This window comes from Streptomyces sp. NPDC046379 (assembly GCF_055587785.1).
This window is the reverse complement of the sequence record NZ_JBVJFP010000002.1, coordinates 605,812-620,642: the sequence shown is the minus strand read 5'-3', so window position 1 is coordinate 620,642 and position 14,831 is coordinate 605,812. Positions and strand designations below refer to the sequence as shown.

Below are 14,831 nucleotides of genomic sequence, written 5' to 3'. Positions count from 1 at the left end.
TGCGCAGCAACTCCCTGCTGGGTGCTCTGGGTCGGGCGGTCACCGTGGGAGCGCGGGCGCGACCGGCGGCCGTGCGCGGGCGGCCCCCGCGGCGGGGGTCTTCCCACGGACGTGCCTCCGGTCCGAAGCACGGGGGTGCGCCTGCCCAACCCCCCGGGCGCCAAACCACGCCTTTTCCACGGCAGGTTTTCGGGCGGCGGGCGGGGTGACTCGTAGGGTCGCGCCACCGGGCGCCGAGAGGGAGGACGTCCATGAGCACCCAGGTCTCCGACCATGTCCTGCAGCGGCTGCGCGACTGGGGGGTGGAACATGTCTTCGGCTACCCCGGCGACGGCATCAACGGTCTGCTCGCGGCATGGGGCCGCGCGGAGAACCGGCCGCGCTTCATCCAGTCCCGGCACGAGGAGATGTCCGCGCTCCAGGCGGTCGGCTACGCCAAGTTCAGCGGCCGGCTCGGCGTGTGCGCGGCGACGTCGGGTCCGGGCGCGATCCATCTGCTGAACGGCCTGTACGACGCCAAGCTGGACCATGTGCCGGTGCTGGCGATCGTCGGCCAGACGCACCGCACGGCGATGGGCGGCTCGTACCAGCAGGAGGTGGACCTGCACTCGCTGTTCAAGGACGTCGCCTCCGACTTCCTGGAGACGGTGACGGTTCCCGAGCAGCTGCCGAACGTCCTGGACCGGGCGATCCGCACGGCGTACGCCCGCCGCTGCCCGACCGCGGTGATCATCCCCGGCGACGTGCAGGAGCTGGACTACTCGCCGCCGACGCACGACTTCAAGATGGTCCCCTCCAGCCTGGACCGCAGCGGCTGGACGGCGGTGCCCTCGGAGGAGTCCCTGCGACGGGCGGCGGAGGTCCTCAACACCGGGGACAAGGTGGCGATCCTGGTCGGCCAGGGCGCGGCCGGCGCGCGCCGCGAGGTCGAGACGATCGCCGACCTGCTCGGCGCGGGCGTGGCGAAGGCGCTGCTCGGCAAGGACGTGCTCAGCGACGAACTCCCGTACGTCACCGGCTCGATCGGGCTGCTGGGCACCCGTCCCTCGTACGAGCTGATGCGCGACTGCGACACCCTGCTCACGATCGGGTCGTCGTTCCCGTACTCGCAGTTCCTGCCGGAGTTCGGCAAGGCGCGGGGCGTGCAGATCGACCTCGACCCGCACATGGTGGGGATGCGCTACCCGTACGAGGTGAATCTGGTCGGCGACGCGCGCGAGACGCTCCAGCGGCTGATCCCGATGATCGAGTCGGGGCGCGGGCGCGAGTGGTTCGAGACGGTGTGCGACAACGTCAAGGACTGGCGGCAGGTGATGGAGCGCCGGGCGGAGCTGTCGGCCGACCCGGTGAACCCGGAGTACGTGGCCCGCGCCCTGGACCCGCTGCTGCCGGCGAACGCGATCGTCACCTCCGACTCCGGTTCGACCGCCAACTGGTACGCGCGCCATCTGACGATGCGGCCGGGGATGCGGGGTTCGCTGTCCGGGACGCTGGCGACGATGGGCTGCGCGGTGCCGTACGCGATCGGTGCGAAGTTCGCCCATCCGGACCGGCCGGTGGTGGCGCTGGTCGGGGACGGGGCGATGCAGATGAACGGGCTCGCGGAGATGATCACGGCGGCCAAGTACCGGGACGCCTGGGAGGATCCGCGTCTGGTGGTGGGCGTGTGGAACAACCGCGACCTGAACCAGGTGACGTGGGAGCTGCGGGCCATGGGCGGGGCGCCGTCGTTCCTGCCGTCGCAGGAGCTGCCGGACGTCCAGTACGCCGCGTTCGCCCGTTCCCTCGGCCTGACCGGCATCCGGGTGGAGAAGCCGCAGGACGTGGAGGCGGCCTGGCGGGCCGGACTGGAGGCGGACGGCCCGGCGGTGATCGAGTTCCTGACCGATCCGGCGGTGCCGCCGATCCCGCCGCACGCCACCTGGGAGCAGATGGAGGCCACGGCCGCGTCGCTGCTGCGCGGTGACGCGGACCGGGGCTCGGTGCTCAAGCAGGGCATCAAGTCGAAGATGCAGGAGTTTCTGACCCAACGGCCGGAGCAGGGCCCGGACGCGCAGGACTGACCTCGGCGGGGGCGGCGGCCCGGCGGCGGGCGAGCCACAGGCCGGCCGCCGTCGCCGCCGAGGCCGCGCCCAGGACGGCGACCGCGCCGGCCAGGCTGCCGGTGGCGGCGGCGACGCCGATCAGCGCGACGGGGCAGACGAACTCGCCGAGGAGGAACGCCGCCGTCCACAGCCCGGTGCCGCGCCCGCGGTCGGCGTAGTCGAGGCGGGACATCGCCGCCGTGACCAGCGAGGGCAGCAGCACGACCGTGCCCAGGCAGTTGATCACCGCGCCGGCGATCAGCACCGCCGGGTGGGAGGCCATGCCTCCACGAGCGGTGGGGCGGGGGGTGGAGCCGACTGTCCGCCCTGGTCACCGGCCACGCCTAGCCCTCCAGCGATCGAATCTCCGGATCGCCCCCATCCGTCCCGTGGATGCCCGGAAGCACCGTTTCCTCGTAACGCCCCATCGCCAGCATCACGCCGAGCAACAGGAACGGAATGAGCACAGCCAGCAGTGCCATGTGGCCTGTCCTTCCCCGGATCGCCGCGTGGGGGGTGGGGGTGGGATTCCGGCGTCGGGTGTCCGGCTTTCCGGCCCGCAAACCCGGTGTCGGCCTCCCCGGGCTCGGGTACGCGGAGCGCACCCCCGAACATCTGGAGCGAAACATGCAGCGAGGCAGTGACCGGCTGAGCGTCCACCGGGACGAGGAGATGAAGCACGAACTGCAGGGGCTGCTCAGGTCGGGCCATCCCACCCGCAGCGAGGAGTGGCACGACCCCGAGCCCGCCGCCGACGACGACCCGCGCATCGCGGGCGGGCCGGCCATGCCGGGCTCCCTGCCGGAGGTCCGGCTCGAGCTGGGCAGGATCCTCGGCCGCAGCGCGTTTCCGGCCGGGCCGGGCGAGCTGATGGGCGTACTGCGCCGCAAGAACGCGCCGGACGCGCTGATCGAGCCGCTGAAGCGGCTGCCGCGTTCGGCCCGCTACGCCAATGTCCAGGAGCTGGCGCGGGACCTGACCCGCGAGGAGCGCTGAGGAGGCGGCCATGGCCGAGTTCGTGAGGGAAGTGATGACCCCGGGCGTGGTCGCCGTCCGCCCGGACGCGTCGCTGGTGGAGGCCGCGCAGCTGATGCGCACCCAGGACATCGGCGACGTGGTGGTGGCCGACGGCCAGCGCGTCGTCGGCATGCTCACCGACCGTGACATCACCGTGCGGGCGGTGGCCGAGGGGCTGGATCCGCTGACGGTGAGCGCACAGCAGGTGTGCACCCCGGAGCCGCTGGTGGTCCGCCCGGAGGACCCGGTCTCGACGGCGGTGGCGCTGATGCGGGAGAAGGCCATACGGCGGCTGCCGGTGGTCGAGGACGGGCTCCCGGTCGGCGTCGTCACCCTCGGCGACCTGGCGATGGCCCAGGAGCCGGACAGCGCACTCGCCGACATCAGCAGGAAGGGACGGTGAACGACCCCATGCGCATCGCGTTTCTGACCGCACCCGAGGGCGTCGAGCAGGTGGAGCTGACCGACCCGTGGCAGGCGGCGGCCGACGCCGGTCACCGGCCGGTGCTCGTGTCGACGCAGCCGGGCGAGGTCCAGGCGTTCCATCACCTCGACAAGGCGGACACGTTCCCCGTGGACGAGGTGGTCGGCGAGACGTCCGCCGACTCCTTCGACGCCCTGGTGCTCCCCGGCGGCGTCGCCAACCCCGACTTCCTGCGCACCGACGAACAGGCGGTCGGCTTCGTGCGGGACTTCTTCACCCGGGGCAGGCCGGTCGCGGCGATCTGCCACGCCCCGTGGACGCTCGTCGAGGCGGACGTCGTGCGGGGCCGGGTGCTGACCTCCTGGCCCAGTCTGCGCACGGACATCCGCAACGCGGGCGGGACCTGGGTGGACGAGCAGGTCAAGGTCTGCGACCACGGCACGAACAAGCTGGTCACCAGCCGCAAGCCGGACGACCTGAAGGCGTTCTGCGAGACGTTCCTGGAGGTGTTCGCCCAGGAGACGGCGTCGGCGTAGCGGCCGGGCGGACAGCCGCGGGAGGCCGGCCGGGACCGACCCGGCCGGCCTCCCGCGGCTCTGCGACCGTCTACGACCGCCGGGCGCGGCCTCCGCCCGGGCCGCCGCCCGCGTCCCCGGAGCCCCACTTCCCCACCGGCGTCTCCCGCTCGCGCGTCCCGTCCGGCTCCCGCTCTCGCGCCCCGTCGCGGGTGCGGCCCGGGGCGACGAAGCGGTCCGGGTTGCGGCGCAGATACTCGCCCTCCAGCTGCGCCATGCGCTCGTTGTGGGCGCGCAGCGCGTCGTTCGAGCCGTGCAGCAGCGTGTCGTGGCGCGTGCGGTGGATGGTCTCCAGCTCCTTCATGAGCTGCTGGTCGTCCAGCCGGTCGGGTTCGACTCCGGTCATCGTGGTGCCCCGCTCGTCGTGTTCATTCATGCGGTACGGGTACCCGCCCGGCAAGCACTACCCCCGAGCGGCATCCGGGAGGGAGCCATGGATCTCGCGTTCCTGAATCCACTGTACGAACATCCCGGCCCCTGGGCCTCCGTGTACGTCGACCTCTCCCGGCACGCGGAGGACATGGCACACGAGCGGCATCTGACCGCGGAGGCGATGGCTCGGGACCTGCGCGCGCAGGGCGCCGACGAGGCCACCTGCCAAGCCGTCCGCGACGCGCTGGAGGAGCTGCGCCACTCGTCCGAGCCGCACGGCCGGGCCCTGTTCGCCCGCGCGGGTGAAGTGGTCCTCGATCCGTCGCTGACCCGCCCGCCGCAGGGCGGCAGCTGGGCCCAGTGGGCGCCGCTGCCGCGCGTCGCCCCGCTGCTGGACCTGGAGGGCGAGGACACCCTCTGTGTCGTGGCCTACGTCGACCGCAAGGGCGCCGACTTCGAGCTGCGCTCCGCGATCACCAGGGAGCAGGCCGGGTCGGTGACCGGACGCCAGTGGCCGATCCACCGCACGAGCAGCGTCGACTGGTCGGAGCGTCACTTCCAGCTGCGGGTGGAGAACACCTGGGAGCACAACGCGGCGGAGATCGCCGACGCCCTCGCCGTCTGCCAGGAGGAGACGCGGGCCGACCTGCTGATCCTGGTCGGCGAGGACCGCGAGCGGCGGTCGGTGCACGAACGGCTGCCCAAGCGGCTCCACGACCGGGTGGTCGAGGCCCGGCACGGTGCGGGCAGCAGGCTGCTGGACGCCGATGTGGAGGAGGCCCGGGCCGCCCACGCGCGGCAGCTGGCGCAGACGGAGCTGGAGCGGTTCCTGGCCGCGCGGGCGCCGGACGCCGAGGGGCGCGCGGCGGCCGTGGAGGGCGTGCCGGCGCTGGTGGAGGCGGCGCGGGAGCACCGTATCGACGAACTGGTGATCCGACCGGACGGCGCCGACACGCACCGGGAGGTGTGGATCGGCGAGGATCCGGACCAGCTGGCGGTGCGCCGTACGGAACTGAAGATCCTCGGCGAGCAGAACTCCTGGTCGGCCCGCGCGGACGACGCCCTGATCCGCTCCGCGGTGGCCACCGGCGCTCCGGCGATCTCCCTGGCCCCGGCCCTGGAGGGCGAGGAGCACCGGCAGGACCAGGACGTCCCGGTGGGCGGGATGGGCGCGCTGCTGCGCTGGGCCTGACGGCCTGACGGCACCCACCTGACCCGGGGCCGGCCCGCCCCGCCGGGCGTCAGCGCGCCCGTTCCACCCGGCGCTCGTCCCACACCGGCTCGGGCGTCTCGCGGACCCGGCCGTCGCTGCCGAAGACCAGGTAGCGGTCGAAGGAGCGGGCGAACCAGCGGTCGTGGGTGACCGCGAGGACGGTGCCGTCGAAGGCCTCCAGGCCTTCCTGGAGCGCCTCGGCGGAATCGAGGTCGAGGTTGTCGGTCGGCTCGTCGAGCAGCAGGGCGGTGGCGCCCTCCAGCTCCAGCAGGAGGATCTGGAAGCGGGCCTGCTGGCCGCCCGAGAGACGATCGAAGGTCTGTTCGGCCTGGGCGGTCAGCTCGTAGCGGCGCAGCCGGGACGTGGCCGCGCCCCGGTCCTGGGCGTGCTCGCGCCACAGGATGTCGAGCAGCGTGCGGCCGGTCAGCTCCGGGTGGGCGTGGGTCTGCGCGAAGTGGCCGGGCACGACCCGCGCGCCCAGCTTCCACTCCCCCGTGTGGGCGACGTCCTCGCCGGCCAGCAGGCGCAGGAAGTGCGACTTGCCGGAGCCGTTGGAGCCGAGGACGGCGACGCGTTCGCCGTAGAAGACCTCCAGGTCGAAGGGTTTCATGAGGCCGGTCAGCTCGAGGCCGGCGCAGGTGATCGCGCGTACCCCGGTGCGTCCGCCCTTCAGGCGCATGCGGATGTCCTGCTCGCGCGGCGGCTCAGGCGGCGGGCCCGCCTCCTCGAACTTGCGCAGCCGGGTCTGGGCGGCGGCGTACCGGGAGGCCATCTCGTGGCTCACGGCGGCGGCCTGGCGCAGGTTCAGCACCAGCTTCTTCAGCTGGGCGTGCTTCTCGTCCCAGCGCCGGCGCAGTTCCTCGAAGCGGGCGAAGCGCTCGCGCCGGGCCTCGTGGTACGTGGCGAACCCGCCGCCGTGCACCCAGGCGTCGGCCCCGGCCGGGCCGGGCTCCACGGAGACGATCTTCTCGGCGGCGCGGGCGAGGAGTTCCCGGTCGTGGGAGACGAACAGGACGGTCTTGCGGGTCTCCTTCAGCCGCTCCTCCAGCCAGCGCTTGCCGGGCACGTCGAGGTAGTTGTCGGGCTCGTCGAGCAGCAGCACCTCGTCGGTGCCGCGCAGCAGCGCCTCCAGCACGAGCCGCTTCTGCTCACCGCCGGACAGCGTCCGCACCTGCCGCCACTGCGCCTTCTCGTACGGCACCCCGAGCGCGGCCGTGGTGCACATGTCCCACAGCGTCTCCGCCTCGTAGCCGCGTACCTCGGCCCAGTCGGACAGCGCCTGCGCGTACCGGAGCTGGGCGGCCTCGTCGTCCACGGTCATGACGGCGTGCTCGGCGGCGTCGACGGCCCGCGCGGCCTCCCGGATGCGCGGCGGGGCGACGGACACCAGCAGGTCCCGCACCGTCGTCTCGTCCCGCACCGACCCGACGAACTGCCGCATCACGCCGAGGCCGCCGCTGACGGAGACCGTGCCGCCGTGCGGTTTCAGCTCGCCGGAGATCAGCCGCAGCAGGGTCGTCTTGCCGGCGCCGTTGGGCCCGACGAGGGCGACCACGGCGCCCTCGCCCACCCGGAAGGAGACGTCGCCGAGCAGCGTCCTCCCGTCGGGGAGGTGGTACTCGAGGTGCGCGGCTTCCAGATGTCCCATGGGGTGGCATTCTGCGGGCGGGGCCGGTCGCCCGGCAAACGCTTATCCGTGCGGACGAGGGCCGGGGCGGCCCGCGCGGACACCAAACCGCCGTCTCCGGGTATCAGCACTGTCATGAGCCCCGACGTCGACCTCACCCTCCCCGAGCCCGGTCCTCATCTTCTGCGGGACAAGCTCCTCGCCCTGGACAGCCGTCTGTTCGAGTTCGCCGCCGAGCGGCACTGGCCCGCCGCCGGGCCGGTGCTGCCGCGGCTGAGCCGGAGCGCGAACCACGGTGTGCTGTGGTTCGCCGCCGCGGCCGTGATGGCGGCGAGCCGTACCCCTCGGGGCCGACGCGCCGCCGCGCGCGGCCTGGCCTCGCTGGCCCTGGCGTCCGCCACCATCAACACCGTCGGCAAGCGCAGTGTGCGCCGCCCCCGCCCCGTCCTGGACCCCGTGCCGGCCGTGCGGCAGCTCAAGCGGCAGCCCATCACCACGTCGTTCCCCTCCGGCCACTCCGCCTCGGCGGCGGCCTTCGCGGCCGGCGTGGCCATGGAGTCGCCCGCCTGGGGCGCCGCCGTGGCGCCGGTGGCGTTCTCGGTGGCGATGTCCCGCGTCTACACCGGCGTGCACTTCCCGAGCGACGTCCTCGCGGGCGCGGCCCTCGGCGTGGGCGCCGCGTACGTCGTACGGGGTCTCGCGCCCGGCCGGGCCCAGGTGGCGCCGCCGGCCCGGCCGCGGGCGGACGTCCCGGCGCTGCCCGAGGGCGAGGGGCTGGTGATGGTGGCCAACAAGGCGGCGGGCAGCGCCGACCGGGTGCGCGCGGTGCGGGACGCCCTGCCGCGGGCGGAGATCGTGGAGTGCGGGGCGGACGAGGTGGGCGACGCCCTGGAGAAGGCGGCGGCGCGGGCGCGGGTGCTCGGCGTCTGCGGCGGCGACGGCACGGTGAACGCCGCCGCCGGGACCGCCCTGCGGCACGGGCTGCCGCTCGCGGTGCTGCCGGGCGGCACGCTCAACCACTTCGCCTACGACCTCGGCGTGGAGGACGTCCGGTCCTTCGTGCGCGCGGTCGAGCGGGGCGAGGCCGTGCGGGTGGACATGGGCCGGTTCGTCTGCGGCGACAAGCAGGGCGTCTTCGTCAACACCTGCAGCCTCGGCGTCTATCCGGAGCTGGTGCGCGAGCGGGAGCGCTGGGCGGAACGGATCGGCAGCTGGCCCGCGGGCGTGCTGGCGGCGCTGCGGGTGCTGAGCGCGGACCGGCATCCGCTGGAGGTCGAGGTCGGCGGACGCACCCGGCCGTTGTGGCTGCTGTTCGCCGGCAACGGCACCTACCGCCGGATGGGGCTCGCCCCCGCGCGCCGCCTCGACCTGGCCGACGGTCAGCTCGACGTGCGCGTGGTGCACGGCGGCCGTCGCCCGGCGCTGCGGCTGCTGGCCGCCGCCCTCGCCGGCCCGCTCACCCGCTCCCCCGCCCACGCCGCGGTCCAGGTCGCACGGCTGCGGCTGTCCGGCGTGGAGCCGGGCACGCTGCTCGCCCACGACGGAGAAGTCACCGAGGTGGCGGGCGAGGTGACGCTGGAGAAGCTTCCGGAGGCGCTGGTGGTGTACCGGCCGCTGCCTCACGCGCACGTTTGGCCGACGAACCGTCAGTCCGCATAGTGAAAGCATATGTCTCAGCATTCGGCACGCGCGTACCGTGACGATCAGTCGTCACGACGAGAAGGGGTACGGCCATGCCGAAGGCTCGGGAGACCGCCGTCTACACGCACGGACACCACGAATCCGTGCTGCGTTCGCACACCTGGCGCACCGCCGCCAACTCCGCGGCCCATCTCCTGGGCGTGCTGAAACCCGCCATGAAGGTCCTGGACGTCGGCTGCGGGCCCGGCACCATCACCGCCGACCTGGCGGCCCTGGTGCCGGAGGGCCGGGTCACCGGCGTCGACCGGGCGCCGGAGATCCTGGAGCGGGCGCGGGCCGAGGCGGCCGGGCGGGGACTGGTCAACGCGGACTTCGCGGTGGCGGACGTGCACGCCCTCGACTTCCCGGACGACTCCTTCGACGTCGTCCACGCCCACCAGGTGCTCCAGCACGTCGGCGATCCGGTGCAGGCACTGCGCGAGATGAGGCGGGTCACCCGGCCCGGCGGCCACATCGCCGTGCGCGACGCGGACTACGCGGCGATGACCTGGTACCCCGCCTCGCCGGGCCTGGACGACTGGCTGGACCTGTACCGCGAGGTCGCCCGCGCCAACGGCGGCGAGCCGGACGCGGGGCGGCGGCTGAAGGCGTGGGCGCTGGAGGCCGGGCTGACCGACGTCACGGCCACGTCCAGCACCTGGACCTTCTCGACGCCGGACGAGCGGGCGTGGTGGAGCGGGCTGTGGGCGGACCGCACGGTGGAGTCCGCCTACGCCCGCCGCGCCACCGAGGGCGGCCGGGCCGATGCGGCACGGCTGCGGGAGATCGCGGCGGCGTGGCGGGCGTGGGGCGAGTGCGACGACGGCTGGTTCGCGGTCCTGCACGGCGAGATCCTGTGCCGCGAGGACGACGGCCGCTGACTGCCGATTCCGCTCCCGATCCGCGGCTGCGGACCGGTCGTTCCCGGGCACCCTGCCGCCCCGGTCACTCCCGGGGCAGCAGAGGGCCGAGCGGTCCGAGGTCCAGGTTGAGGTCCTCGGGGCGCAGGCCGTAGCGGTCGCGCAGCTCGGCCATCCGGTCCTCCAGCAGCATCAGCGTCAGCCCGATCCGCTCCTCCTGCTCCTCGCTGAGGTCGCCCTGGTCGAAGCGGCGCAGCGCCTGCCGTTCCATGAGCTGGCGCAGCAGTTCCACGACGGTCAGCACCAGCTTGATCAGGTCCCGCTCGACGGTGTCGGGCTCGAACTCCACGCGGCCTCGGCGGGCGGTCACGTCGGATCACCCCACGGCGACGGCACGTTCTCGTTGACGGAGCTGATCAGGGCGTTGAGGTCGATGCGGACCAGGTCGACGTCGGCGATGCGCAGGGTGATGTCGCCGGCGATGACGACACCGCCGGCGAGCAGCCGGTCGAGCAGGTCCACGAGGGCGATCTCACGGCGTTCGACGACGGTCACGGCTTCTCCCCGGCGAACGAGTAGGCCGCCCAGGGGCCGGTCAGCTCGACGCGCAGGCCGGGCACGCCGGCGGGCGACTCGTCCTTCGTCCGGTCCACGATCTCCACGAACTCCTCCGAGCGGGCGCGCGGCACCAGATACGCGGCGTTGAGCACGTTGCGGCCCGCAACGCCGGAGAGCGCAGGGTTCTGCGGCGGGTGCAGCCGGACGTCCTCGGCGTGCTCGGCGAGCGTCCGGTGCAGGCGCTCGGCGAACCGCTCCGCCTGCTGGAGGCCGTCCTCGCTCTCCCGGAGCCGGCGGCTGCGCAGACGCAGGTAGTCGCGCCCCGAGGCGGGCTTCGCCTGCGCCGGGTCCTCGTCCCGCCCGGACGCCGGCTGCTCGGCCGGCGCGGACTCGACGTACACCTTGACGCCCCACTCCACCCGGCCCTCCAGCCGGTCCAGGGTGCGCTGGAAGTCCCGCTCGCGGGCCTCCAGCATCGTCCTGACGCCGCTGTCGTCCCGGAAGACGGTGGCCAGGCGCATCGGCAGCGGTGTGGTGACGGTGGTGAGCGCGTCGATCACGCCCTGGTGGGCGCGGGCGGTCGCGGTGAGCCAGTCCAGGTCCTCCAGATGGGCCCGCAGCGGCTCCTCCGCGAAGTCCCGCTGCGGGACCACGCTGACGACGGCGACCAGGCCGCCGTGGTGCAACAGCCGGGGCGGTTCCCCCGCGACGCCGGTGAGCTGGCACTGCAGCGGCTGCTCGAAGGGGCGGCACACGGCGTAGACGTAGCGCAGTCCGGTCGTCATGGCCTGTCCTCCTCACGCACGTCCAGGACCTCATGGACCTCACGGTCGTGGCCGCTGCGGTCCGGCGACTCCAGGGCCTCCAGGCGGGCCAGCCGCTCCCGCAGCTCGGCGTTCTCCCGGGCCAGCTCGGAGCGGCGGGCCTTGGAGGACAACGCGGGGTCGTCCTCCCACCAGTCGATGCCCATCTCCTTCGCCTTGTCGACGGAGGCGACGATCAGCCGCAGCTTGATGGTGAGCAGTTCGATGTCGAGCAGGTTGATCCGGATGTCACCGGCGATCACCACGCCCTTGTCGAGGACGCGCTCCAGGATGTCTGCGAGGTTCGCGCCGCTGCCGTGACCGTAGGGGTCGGGCAGCCGGCTCGCGGTCGTCATCGACGGCTCCCCGCCTCGGCGTCCTCGTCCTCCGTGTCGTCGGCGCCCTCCTCGTCCACGTACTCGTCGTCCTCGTACTCGGCGTCGGCTTCGGCTTCCTCCGGGGCCTCGGCCTCGGCGTCCGGCTCGGCATCGGCCTCGTCGTCGTACGCGGCCTCCGCGTCGTCCGCCTCGTCCGTCCGGTCCTGCTCCTCATCCTCGTACCGGTCGTCCGCGTCCGCATCCGCGTCCTCGTCCGCGAGCGCGTCCTCGTGGGAACGGACGACCTCGCCGTCGCGGATCTCGCCGCGCCAGCCGTCCTCCGCCTCCCCCTTGAGGGTGATGAAGCGGGCGAAGTTCTTCAGGTCCAGCCGCGCCCGGCGGCCCTGGGCGCGCCAGAGGTTGCCGGTCTTCTCGAAGAGGCCCTGCGGGTAGTACTCGACGACCAGCAGCACCCGGGTGAGGTTCTCGGCGAGCGGGTGGAAGGAGACGACGCCGCGCGTGGTGCCCTTGGCGCCCTCGGAGGACCAGGCGATCCGGTCGTCCGGCACCTGCTCGGTGGTCTTCGCCTTCCAGCTGCGGTTGGACCAGAAGACCTTCGCCTGCCAGTCGGACGTCGTGTCGTCGGCGCGGTTCGCGCTCTTGACGCCCTTGGCGAAGGTGCTGAAGTCCTGGTACTGCGTCCACTGGTCGTAGGCGGTGCGCAGCGGCACGCCGACGTCGATCTGCTCCATGATCACGGTCGGTTTGCGGCCCGACCCCTTCTTGCGGCCGCCCTTGCCGCCGCCGAGGTTCTTCAGGGCGCCGACCACGTTGTCCTTGGCGCGGGAGGCGCCCAGCTCCACGGCGGAGCGCAGCGGGCCCTTGCCCTCGGCGATCTTGCGCCCGCCGTCCCGCGCGAGCCTGGCGAAGCCGGGGCTCTTGCCGTCGGCGATGTCGTTGAGCCTGACCGTGGTCTCGCCGAGCTTGCGGCCGACGCCCGTCAGCATGCGCTGGGCCTGGGCGGCGAGGTACTCCTGCAACTCCGCCTTGACCCGGTCCGCGGCCTCGCTGCGGGCCACGCCGGTGAGGGGGTTCTTGGCGGCTCCGCCTGCCGCGGAGGCCGTCCGTCCCAGGGTCTCCGTCATGCGTCGTCGCCTCCCTTCGGCAGCCGGGCCCTGCTGCCCCTGGCCGCGGCCGTCTTCTTCGCGGGCGCCTTCTTGGCCGCCTTCGCCGTCTTGGCCGCGCGCTGGGCGGGGGCCTTCTTCGCGGCCCTGCCCGCCGACCGCCGGGGGCGCGGCTCGTCCTCCTCGCCGCTCTCGTCGTCGACGCCGTCCCCGGCGTCGTAGGCGTCCTCCGGGCCGTCGTCGGCATCGTCGTCCCGGTCCCGCCGCGCCGGGCCGCCGGTCAGCTGCTCGCGCACCTGGGCGGTACGGCCGTGCAGCCGGTCGGCGAGTCCGTCGAGCTGCCGTTCGACCATCGCGCCGGACGCCGCCTTGCCCATGCCGCGCAGGTCCTGGCGCAGCTGGTCGCCGATCTCCTTGAACTGCGGGTTGTTCCGCAGCTGTTCGGCGACGAGCCCGGTCACCGCCCGCGGAGTCAGGTTCAACCGCTTGCCGGCCACGAGGCCGCCGACGGCGACCGCCAGTTTCAGTTTCCTCGTCCGTCCGAGGACGTATCCGGCCCCTATGGCGAGGCCCAGTCCCACTCGGTTCATGGTGTCGTCCACTTGCCCGTTCCCGCGCTGTCGTCGCGCGCCGCCGTTTCCAGCCGGTCCAGGAGGTCGTCCTCCTGCCGGTCGAACTCCTCCTCGGTGATCTCCCCGGCCTCCAGCCGCTTCTCCAGGCGGGCCAGTTCGGCCCGGATGGTGGCCGGGTCGTAGTAGATCCGCTCGGCCTCCTGGAGCACCTGCCCGATGACCCAGGCGCTGCCGCGCACCGGTGCGAACGGCAGCAGCAGCACCTCCGAGATCAGTCCCATGGGCTCAGCCGGCGCCGGTGTCCGCGCCGGCCGTCGCGGCGCCCGCCGGCTCGCCCGGGCCAGGCTCGACGAAGCTGTACGGCGGCAGCGGGCCGTTCACCCGGATCTCCAGGTGCGGCAGGTCCTGACGGGCCCGTTCGACGGCCGCCAGGAACTCCTCGGCGGTCTTCCGGTCGACCAGGAAGGACACGTTGGCCAGCCAGCCGGTGGACTCGGGGCCCACGCCGACGGCCGCGGCGGCCGGCTCCAGGGTGCGGCGCAGCGCGAGGCCGTCGTCGGCCTCCTTCACCTTGACGGCGGAGGCGACCAGCTCGCCGAGCCGGATCTTGTCCTCGTAACTGCCGCCGCCCGCCTGCCGGTTGGCCTCGGCGAGCGCCCGGATCTCGGCGTTCTCGGCCATGACGTGGTGCAGGACGGCCTCTTCGACGTGGTTGGCCTTGATGTTGTACTCGACGCGGCCCTCCAGCTCGCGCAGCCGCTCCTGGTAGTGCTCGGCCCGCTCGGCGAGGACCCCGGTGACCGCGGCGTCGTCGGGGGCGACGCTGCCGAACCGCATGGGCAGCACGCAGCCGGCCGATCCGGCCTCGGCGAGCACGGTCTGATGGGCGAGCAGGTCCTTGCGCTTGGGGCGCAGGCCTTCGGGGGCGTCGCTGACGATCGCCGCGAGGTCGCCCTCGCGCAGGATGCGCACCGGCCGGGGCGGGTCGCCGACGCCGCCCATGCCGTCGGGGAGCGCGGGGTGCGAACCGGCGGTGATGCCGTAGACGTAGGTGCTCACTCCTGCTCCTCCTTCCGGCGCGCGGCCGCGGTCTTGCGGGCCCGCGGGCGCTCCTCCTCCTGGCCCTCGTCACGGGCCTGCTTGAAGGCGTCCGAGATGGTCTGCGCGGCGCCGGACAGGGCGCCCTTGGACTTGCCGCGCGCGCCGCTCTCGGTGATCTGGCCGACGACGTCGGGCAGTCCGGGGCTCTTGCGCGGACCGGCCTCGAGGTCGAGGCGGTTGCAGGCCTCCGCGAAGCGCAGATAGGTGTCGACGCTGGCGACGACGACGCGTACGTCGATCTTCAGGATCTCGATCCCGACCAGGGACACGCGCACGAATGCGTCGATGACGAGCCCCCTGTCCAGTACAAGCTCAAGCACGTCGTAGAGGCCGCTGCTGCCGCCTCCGCCTCCGGTCTGCTGTGCCGGTACAACGGTCATTCCGGCTCTGCCTCCTCGGTTGGGTCCCGATGGTGTGATCGGTGATGGGATGTGTCGGTATGTGGTGATAGGGGATGCACCGATGCGACGGTGCGTCGGATCGCGGGCCGTTGCGCGCCGATGC

20 protein-coding genes are annotated in these 14,831 nt (G+C 73.3%); 7 read left to right on the top strand and 13 right to left on the bottom strand.

Translation table 11 applies throughout. The features are described 5' to 3' along the window. Positions 1–251 precede the first annotated feature (251 nt). Complete coding sequence (locus ACZ6KF_RS06665; RefSeq protein ID WP_356636421.1) at positions 252–2,063, top strand: thiamine pyrophosphate-requiring protein; 1,812 nt, start codon at positions 252–254, stop codon at positions 2,061–2,063. On the opposite strand, the gene ACZ6KF_RS06660 is transcribed toward ACZ6KF_RS06665, so the two are convergent. Then, positions 1,999–2,367 (bottom strand): hypothetical protein, encoded by a 369-nt coding sequence (locus ACZ6KF_RS06660; protein ID WP_469175929.1) that lies wholly within the window; start codon positions 2,365–2,367, stop codon positions 1,999–2,001. The genes ACZ6KF_RS06665 and ACZ6KF_RS06660 overlap by 65 nt on opposite strands. 61 nt (positions 2,368–2,428) lie before the next feature. After that, positions 2,429–2,566, bottom strand: a complete 138-nt coding sequence (locus ACZ6KF_RS06655; RefSeq protein ID WP_356636419.1) for a hypothetical protein — start codon at positions 2,564–2,566, stop codon at positions 2,429–2,431. A gap of 145 nt (positions 2,567–2,711) precedes the next feature. Here ACZ6KF_RS06655 and ACZ6KF_RS06650 point away from each other — a divergent pair, with 145 nt between their 5' ends. From ACZ6KF_RS06650 to ACZ6KF_RS06640, 3 genes are read left to right on the top strand one after another with little or no spacing between them, the layout of a single operon-like run. Further along, positions 2,712–3,080: a DUF2795 domain-containing protein gene (locus ACZ6KF_RS06650; protein ID WP_356636417.1), complete on the top strand. Its 369-nt coding sequence runs from the start codon at positions 2,712–2,714 to the stop codon at positions 3,078–3,080. Positions 3,081–3,090: 10 nt separating this feature from the next. Further along, positions 3,091–3,504 carry a CBS domain-containing protein gene (locus ACZ6KF_RS06645; RefSeq protein ID WP_356636415.1) on the top strand — a complete coding sequence of 138 codons (414 nt, stop codon included), beginning with the start codon at positions 3,091–3,093 and terminating at the stop codon, positions 3,502–3,504. Between the two features lie 8 nt (positions 3,505–3,512). After that, complete coding sequence (locus ACZ6KF_RS06640; protein ID WP_356636482.1) at positions 3,513–4,061, top strand: type 1 glutamine amidotransferase domain-containing protein; 549 nt, start codon at positions 3,513–3,515, stop codon at positions 4,059–4,061. Between the two features lie 70 nt (positions 4,062–4,131). On the opposite strand, the gene ACZ6KF_RS06635 is transcribed toward ACZ6KF_RS06640, so the two are convergent. After that, positions 4,132–4,476: a DUF6158 family protein gene (locus tag ACZ6KF_RS06635; protein WP_469175925.1), complete on the bottom strand. Its 345-nt coding sequence runs from the start codon at positions 4,474–4,476 to the stop codon at positions 4,132–4,134. Positions 4,477–4,533: 57 nt separating this feature from the next. Between ACZ6KF_RS06635 and ACZ6KF_RS06630 the strand changes: the two genes are divergently transcribed. Continuing rightward, complete coding sequence (locus tag ACZ6KF_RS06630; protein WP_356627955.1) at positions 4,534–5,664, top strand: baeRF2 domain-containing protein; 1,131 nt, start codon at positions 4,534–4,536, stop codon at positions 5,662–5,664. 49 nt (positions 5,665–5,713) lie between these two features. Here the strand turns inward: ACZ6KF_RS06630 and ACZ6KF_RS06625 are convergent, their stop codons facing one another. Then, entirely contained in the window at positions 5,714–7,333 is a 1,620-nt protein-coding gene (locus ACZ6KF_RS06625) for an ABC-F family ATP-binding cassette domain-containing protein (RefSeq protein WP_469159855.1), read from the bottom strand. 114 nt (positions 7,334–7,447) lie between these two features. On the opposite strand from ACZ6KF_RS06625, the gene ACZ6KF_RS06620 reads away from it, so the two are divergent. Both ACZ6KF_RS06620 and ACZ6KF_RS06615 read left to right on the top strand, forming a co-directional pair. After that, positions 7,448–8,971 (top strand): phosphatase PAP2 family protein, encoded by a 1,524-nt coding sequence (locus ACZ6KF_RS06620; RefSeq protein WP_469159856.1) that lies wholly within the window; start codon positions 7,448–7,450, stop codon positions 8,969–8,971. A gap of 74 nt (positions 8,972–9,045) precedes the next feature. Next, positions 9,046–9,873, top strand: a complete 828-nt coding sequence (locus ACZ6KF_RS06615) for a methyltransferase domain-containing protein (RefSeq protein WP_469237537.1) — start codon at positions 9,046–9,048, stop codon at positions 9,871–9,873. Between the two features lie 64 nt (positions 9,874–9,937). On the opposite strand, the gene ACZ6KF_RS06610 is transcribed toward ACZ6KF_RS06615, so the two are convergent. From ACZ6KF_RS06610 to ACZ6KF_RS06570, 9 genes are read right to left on the bottom strand one after another with little or no spacing between them, the layout of a single operon-like run. Next, entirely contained in the window at positions 9,938–10,222 is a 285-nt protein-coding gene (locus ACZ6KF_RS06610) for a gas vesicle protein K (RefSeq protein ID WP_356627951.1), read from the bottom strand. Next, complete coding sequence (locus ACZ6KF_RS06605; RefSeq protein WP_356627950.1) at positions 10,219–10,407, bottom strand: gas vesicle protein; 189 nt, start codon at positions 10,405–10,407, stop codon at positions 10,219–10,221. Before ACZ6KF_RS06605 ends, ACZ6KF_RS06610 begins: the two co-directional genes overlap by 4 nt. After that, positions 10,404–11,195, bottom strand: a complete 792-nt coding sequence (locus ACZ6KF_RS06600) for a GvpL/GvpF family gas vesicle protein (RefSeq protein ID WP_469159858.1) — start codon at positions 11,193–11,195, stop codon at positions 10,404–10,406. The genes ACZ6KF_RS06605 and ACZ6KF_RS06600 overlap by 4 nt, the downstream gene beginning before the upstream one ends. After that, on the bottom strand, positions 11,192–11,569 hold the full coding sequence (locus ACZ6KF_RS06595; RefSeq protein ID WP_356627948.1) for a gas vesicle protein: 378 nt from the start codon (positions 11,567–11,569) through the stop codon (positions 11,192–11,194). The genes ACZ6KF_RS06600 and ACZ6KF_RS06595 overlap by 4 nt, the downstream gene beginning before the upstream one ends. Next, on the bottom strand, positions 11,566–12,675 hold the full coding sequence (locus tag ACZ6KF_RS06590; protein WP_469237535.1) for an SRPBCC family protein: 1,110 nt from the start codon (positions 12,673–12,675) through the stop codon (positions 11,566–11,568). Before ACZ6KF_RS06590 ends, ACZ6KF_RS06595 begins: the two co-directional genes overlap by 4 nt. After that, positions 12,672–13,244 carry a DNA primase gene (locus ACZ6KF_RS06585; RefSeq protein WP_356627946.1) on the bottom strand — a complete coding sequence of 191 codons (573 nt, stop codon included), beginning with the start codon at positions 13,242–13,244 and terminating at the stop codon, positions 12,672–12,674. The genes ACZ6KF_RS06590 and ACZ6KF_RS06585 overlap by 4 nt, the downstream gene beginning before the upstream one ends. Beyond that, positions 13,241–13,507, bottom strand: a complete 267-nt coding sequence (locus ACZ6KF_RS06580; RefSeq protein ID WP_356627945.1) for a gas vesicle protein GvpG — start codon at positions 13,505–13,507, stop codon at positions 13,241–13,243. The genes ACZ6KF_RS06585 and ACZ6KF_RS06580 overlap by 4 nt, the downstream gene beginning before the upstream one ends. A 4-nt stretch (positions 13,508–13,511) precedes the next feature. Then, positions 13,512–14,285 (bottom strand): GvpL/GvpF family gas vesicle protein, encoded by a 774-nt coding sequence (locus ACZ6KF_RS06575; protein WP_356627944.1) that lies wholly within the window; start codon positions 14,283–14,285, stop codon positions 13,512–13,514. Then, entirely contained in the window at positions 14,282–14,707 is a 426-nt protein-coding gene (locus tag ACZ6KF_RS06570; protein ID WP_356627943.1) for a gas vesicle structural protein GvpA, read from the bottom strand. The genes ACZ6KF_RS06575 and ACZ6KF_RS06570 overlap by 4 nt, the downstream gene beginning before the upstream one ends. Positions 14,708–14,831: the final 124 nt, after the last annotated feature.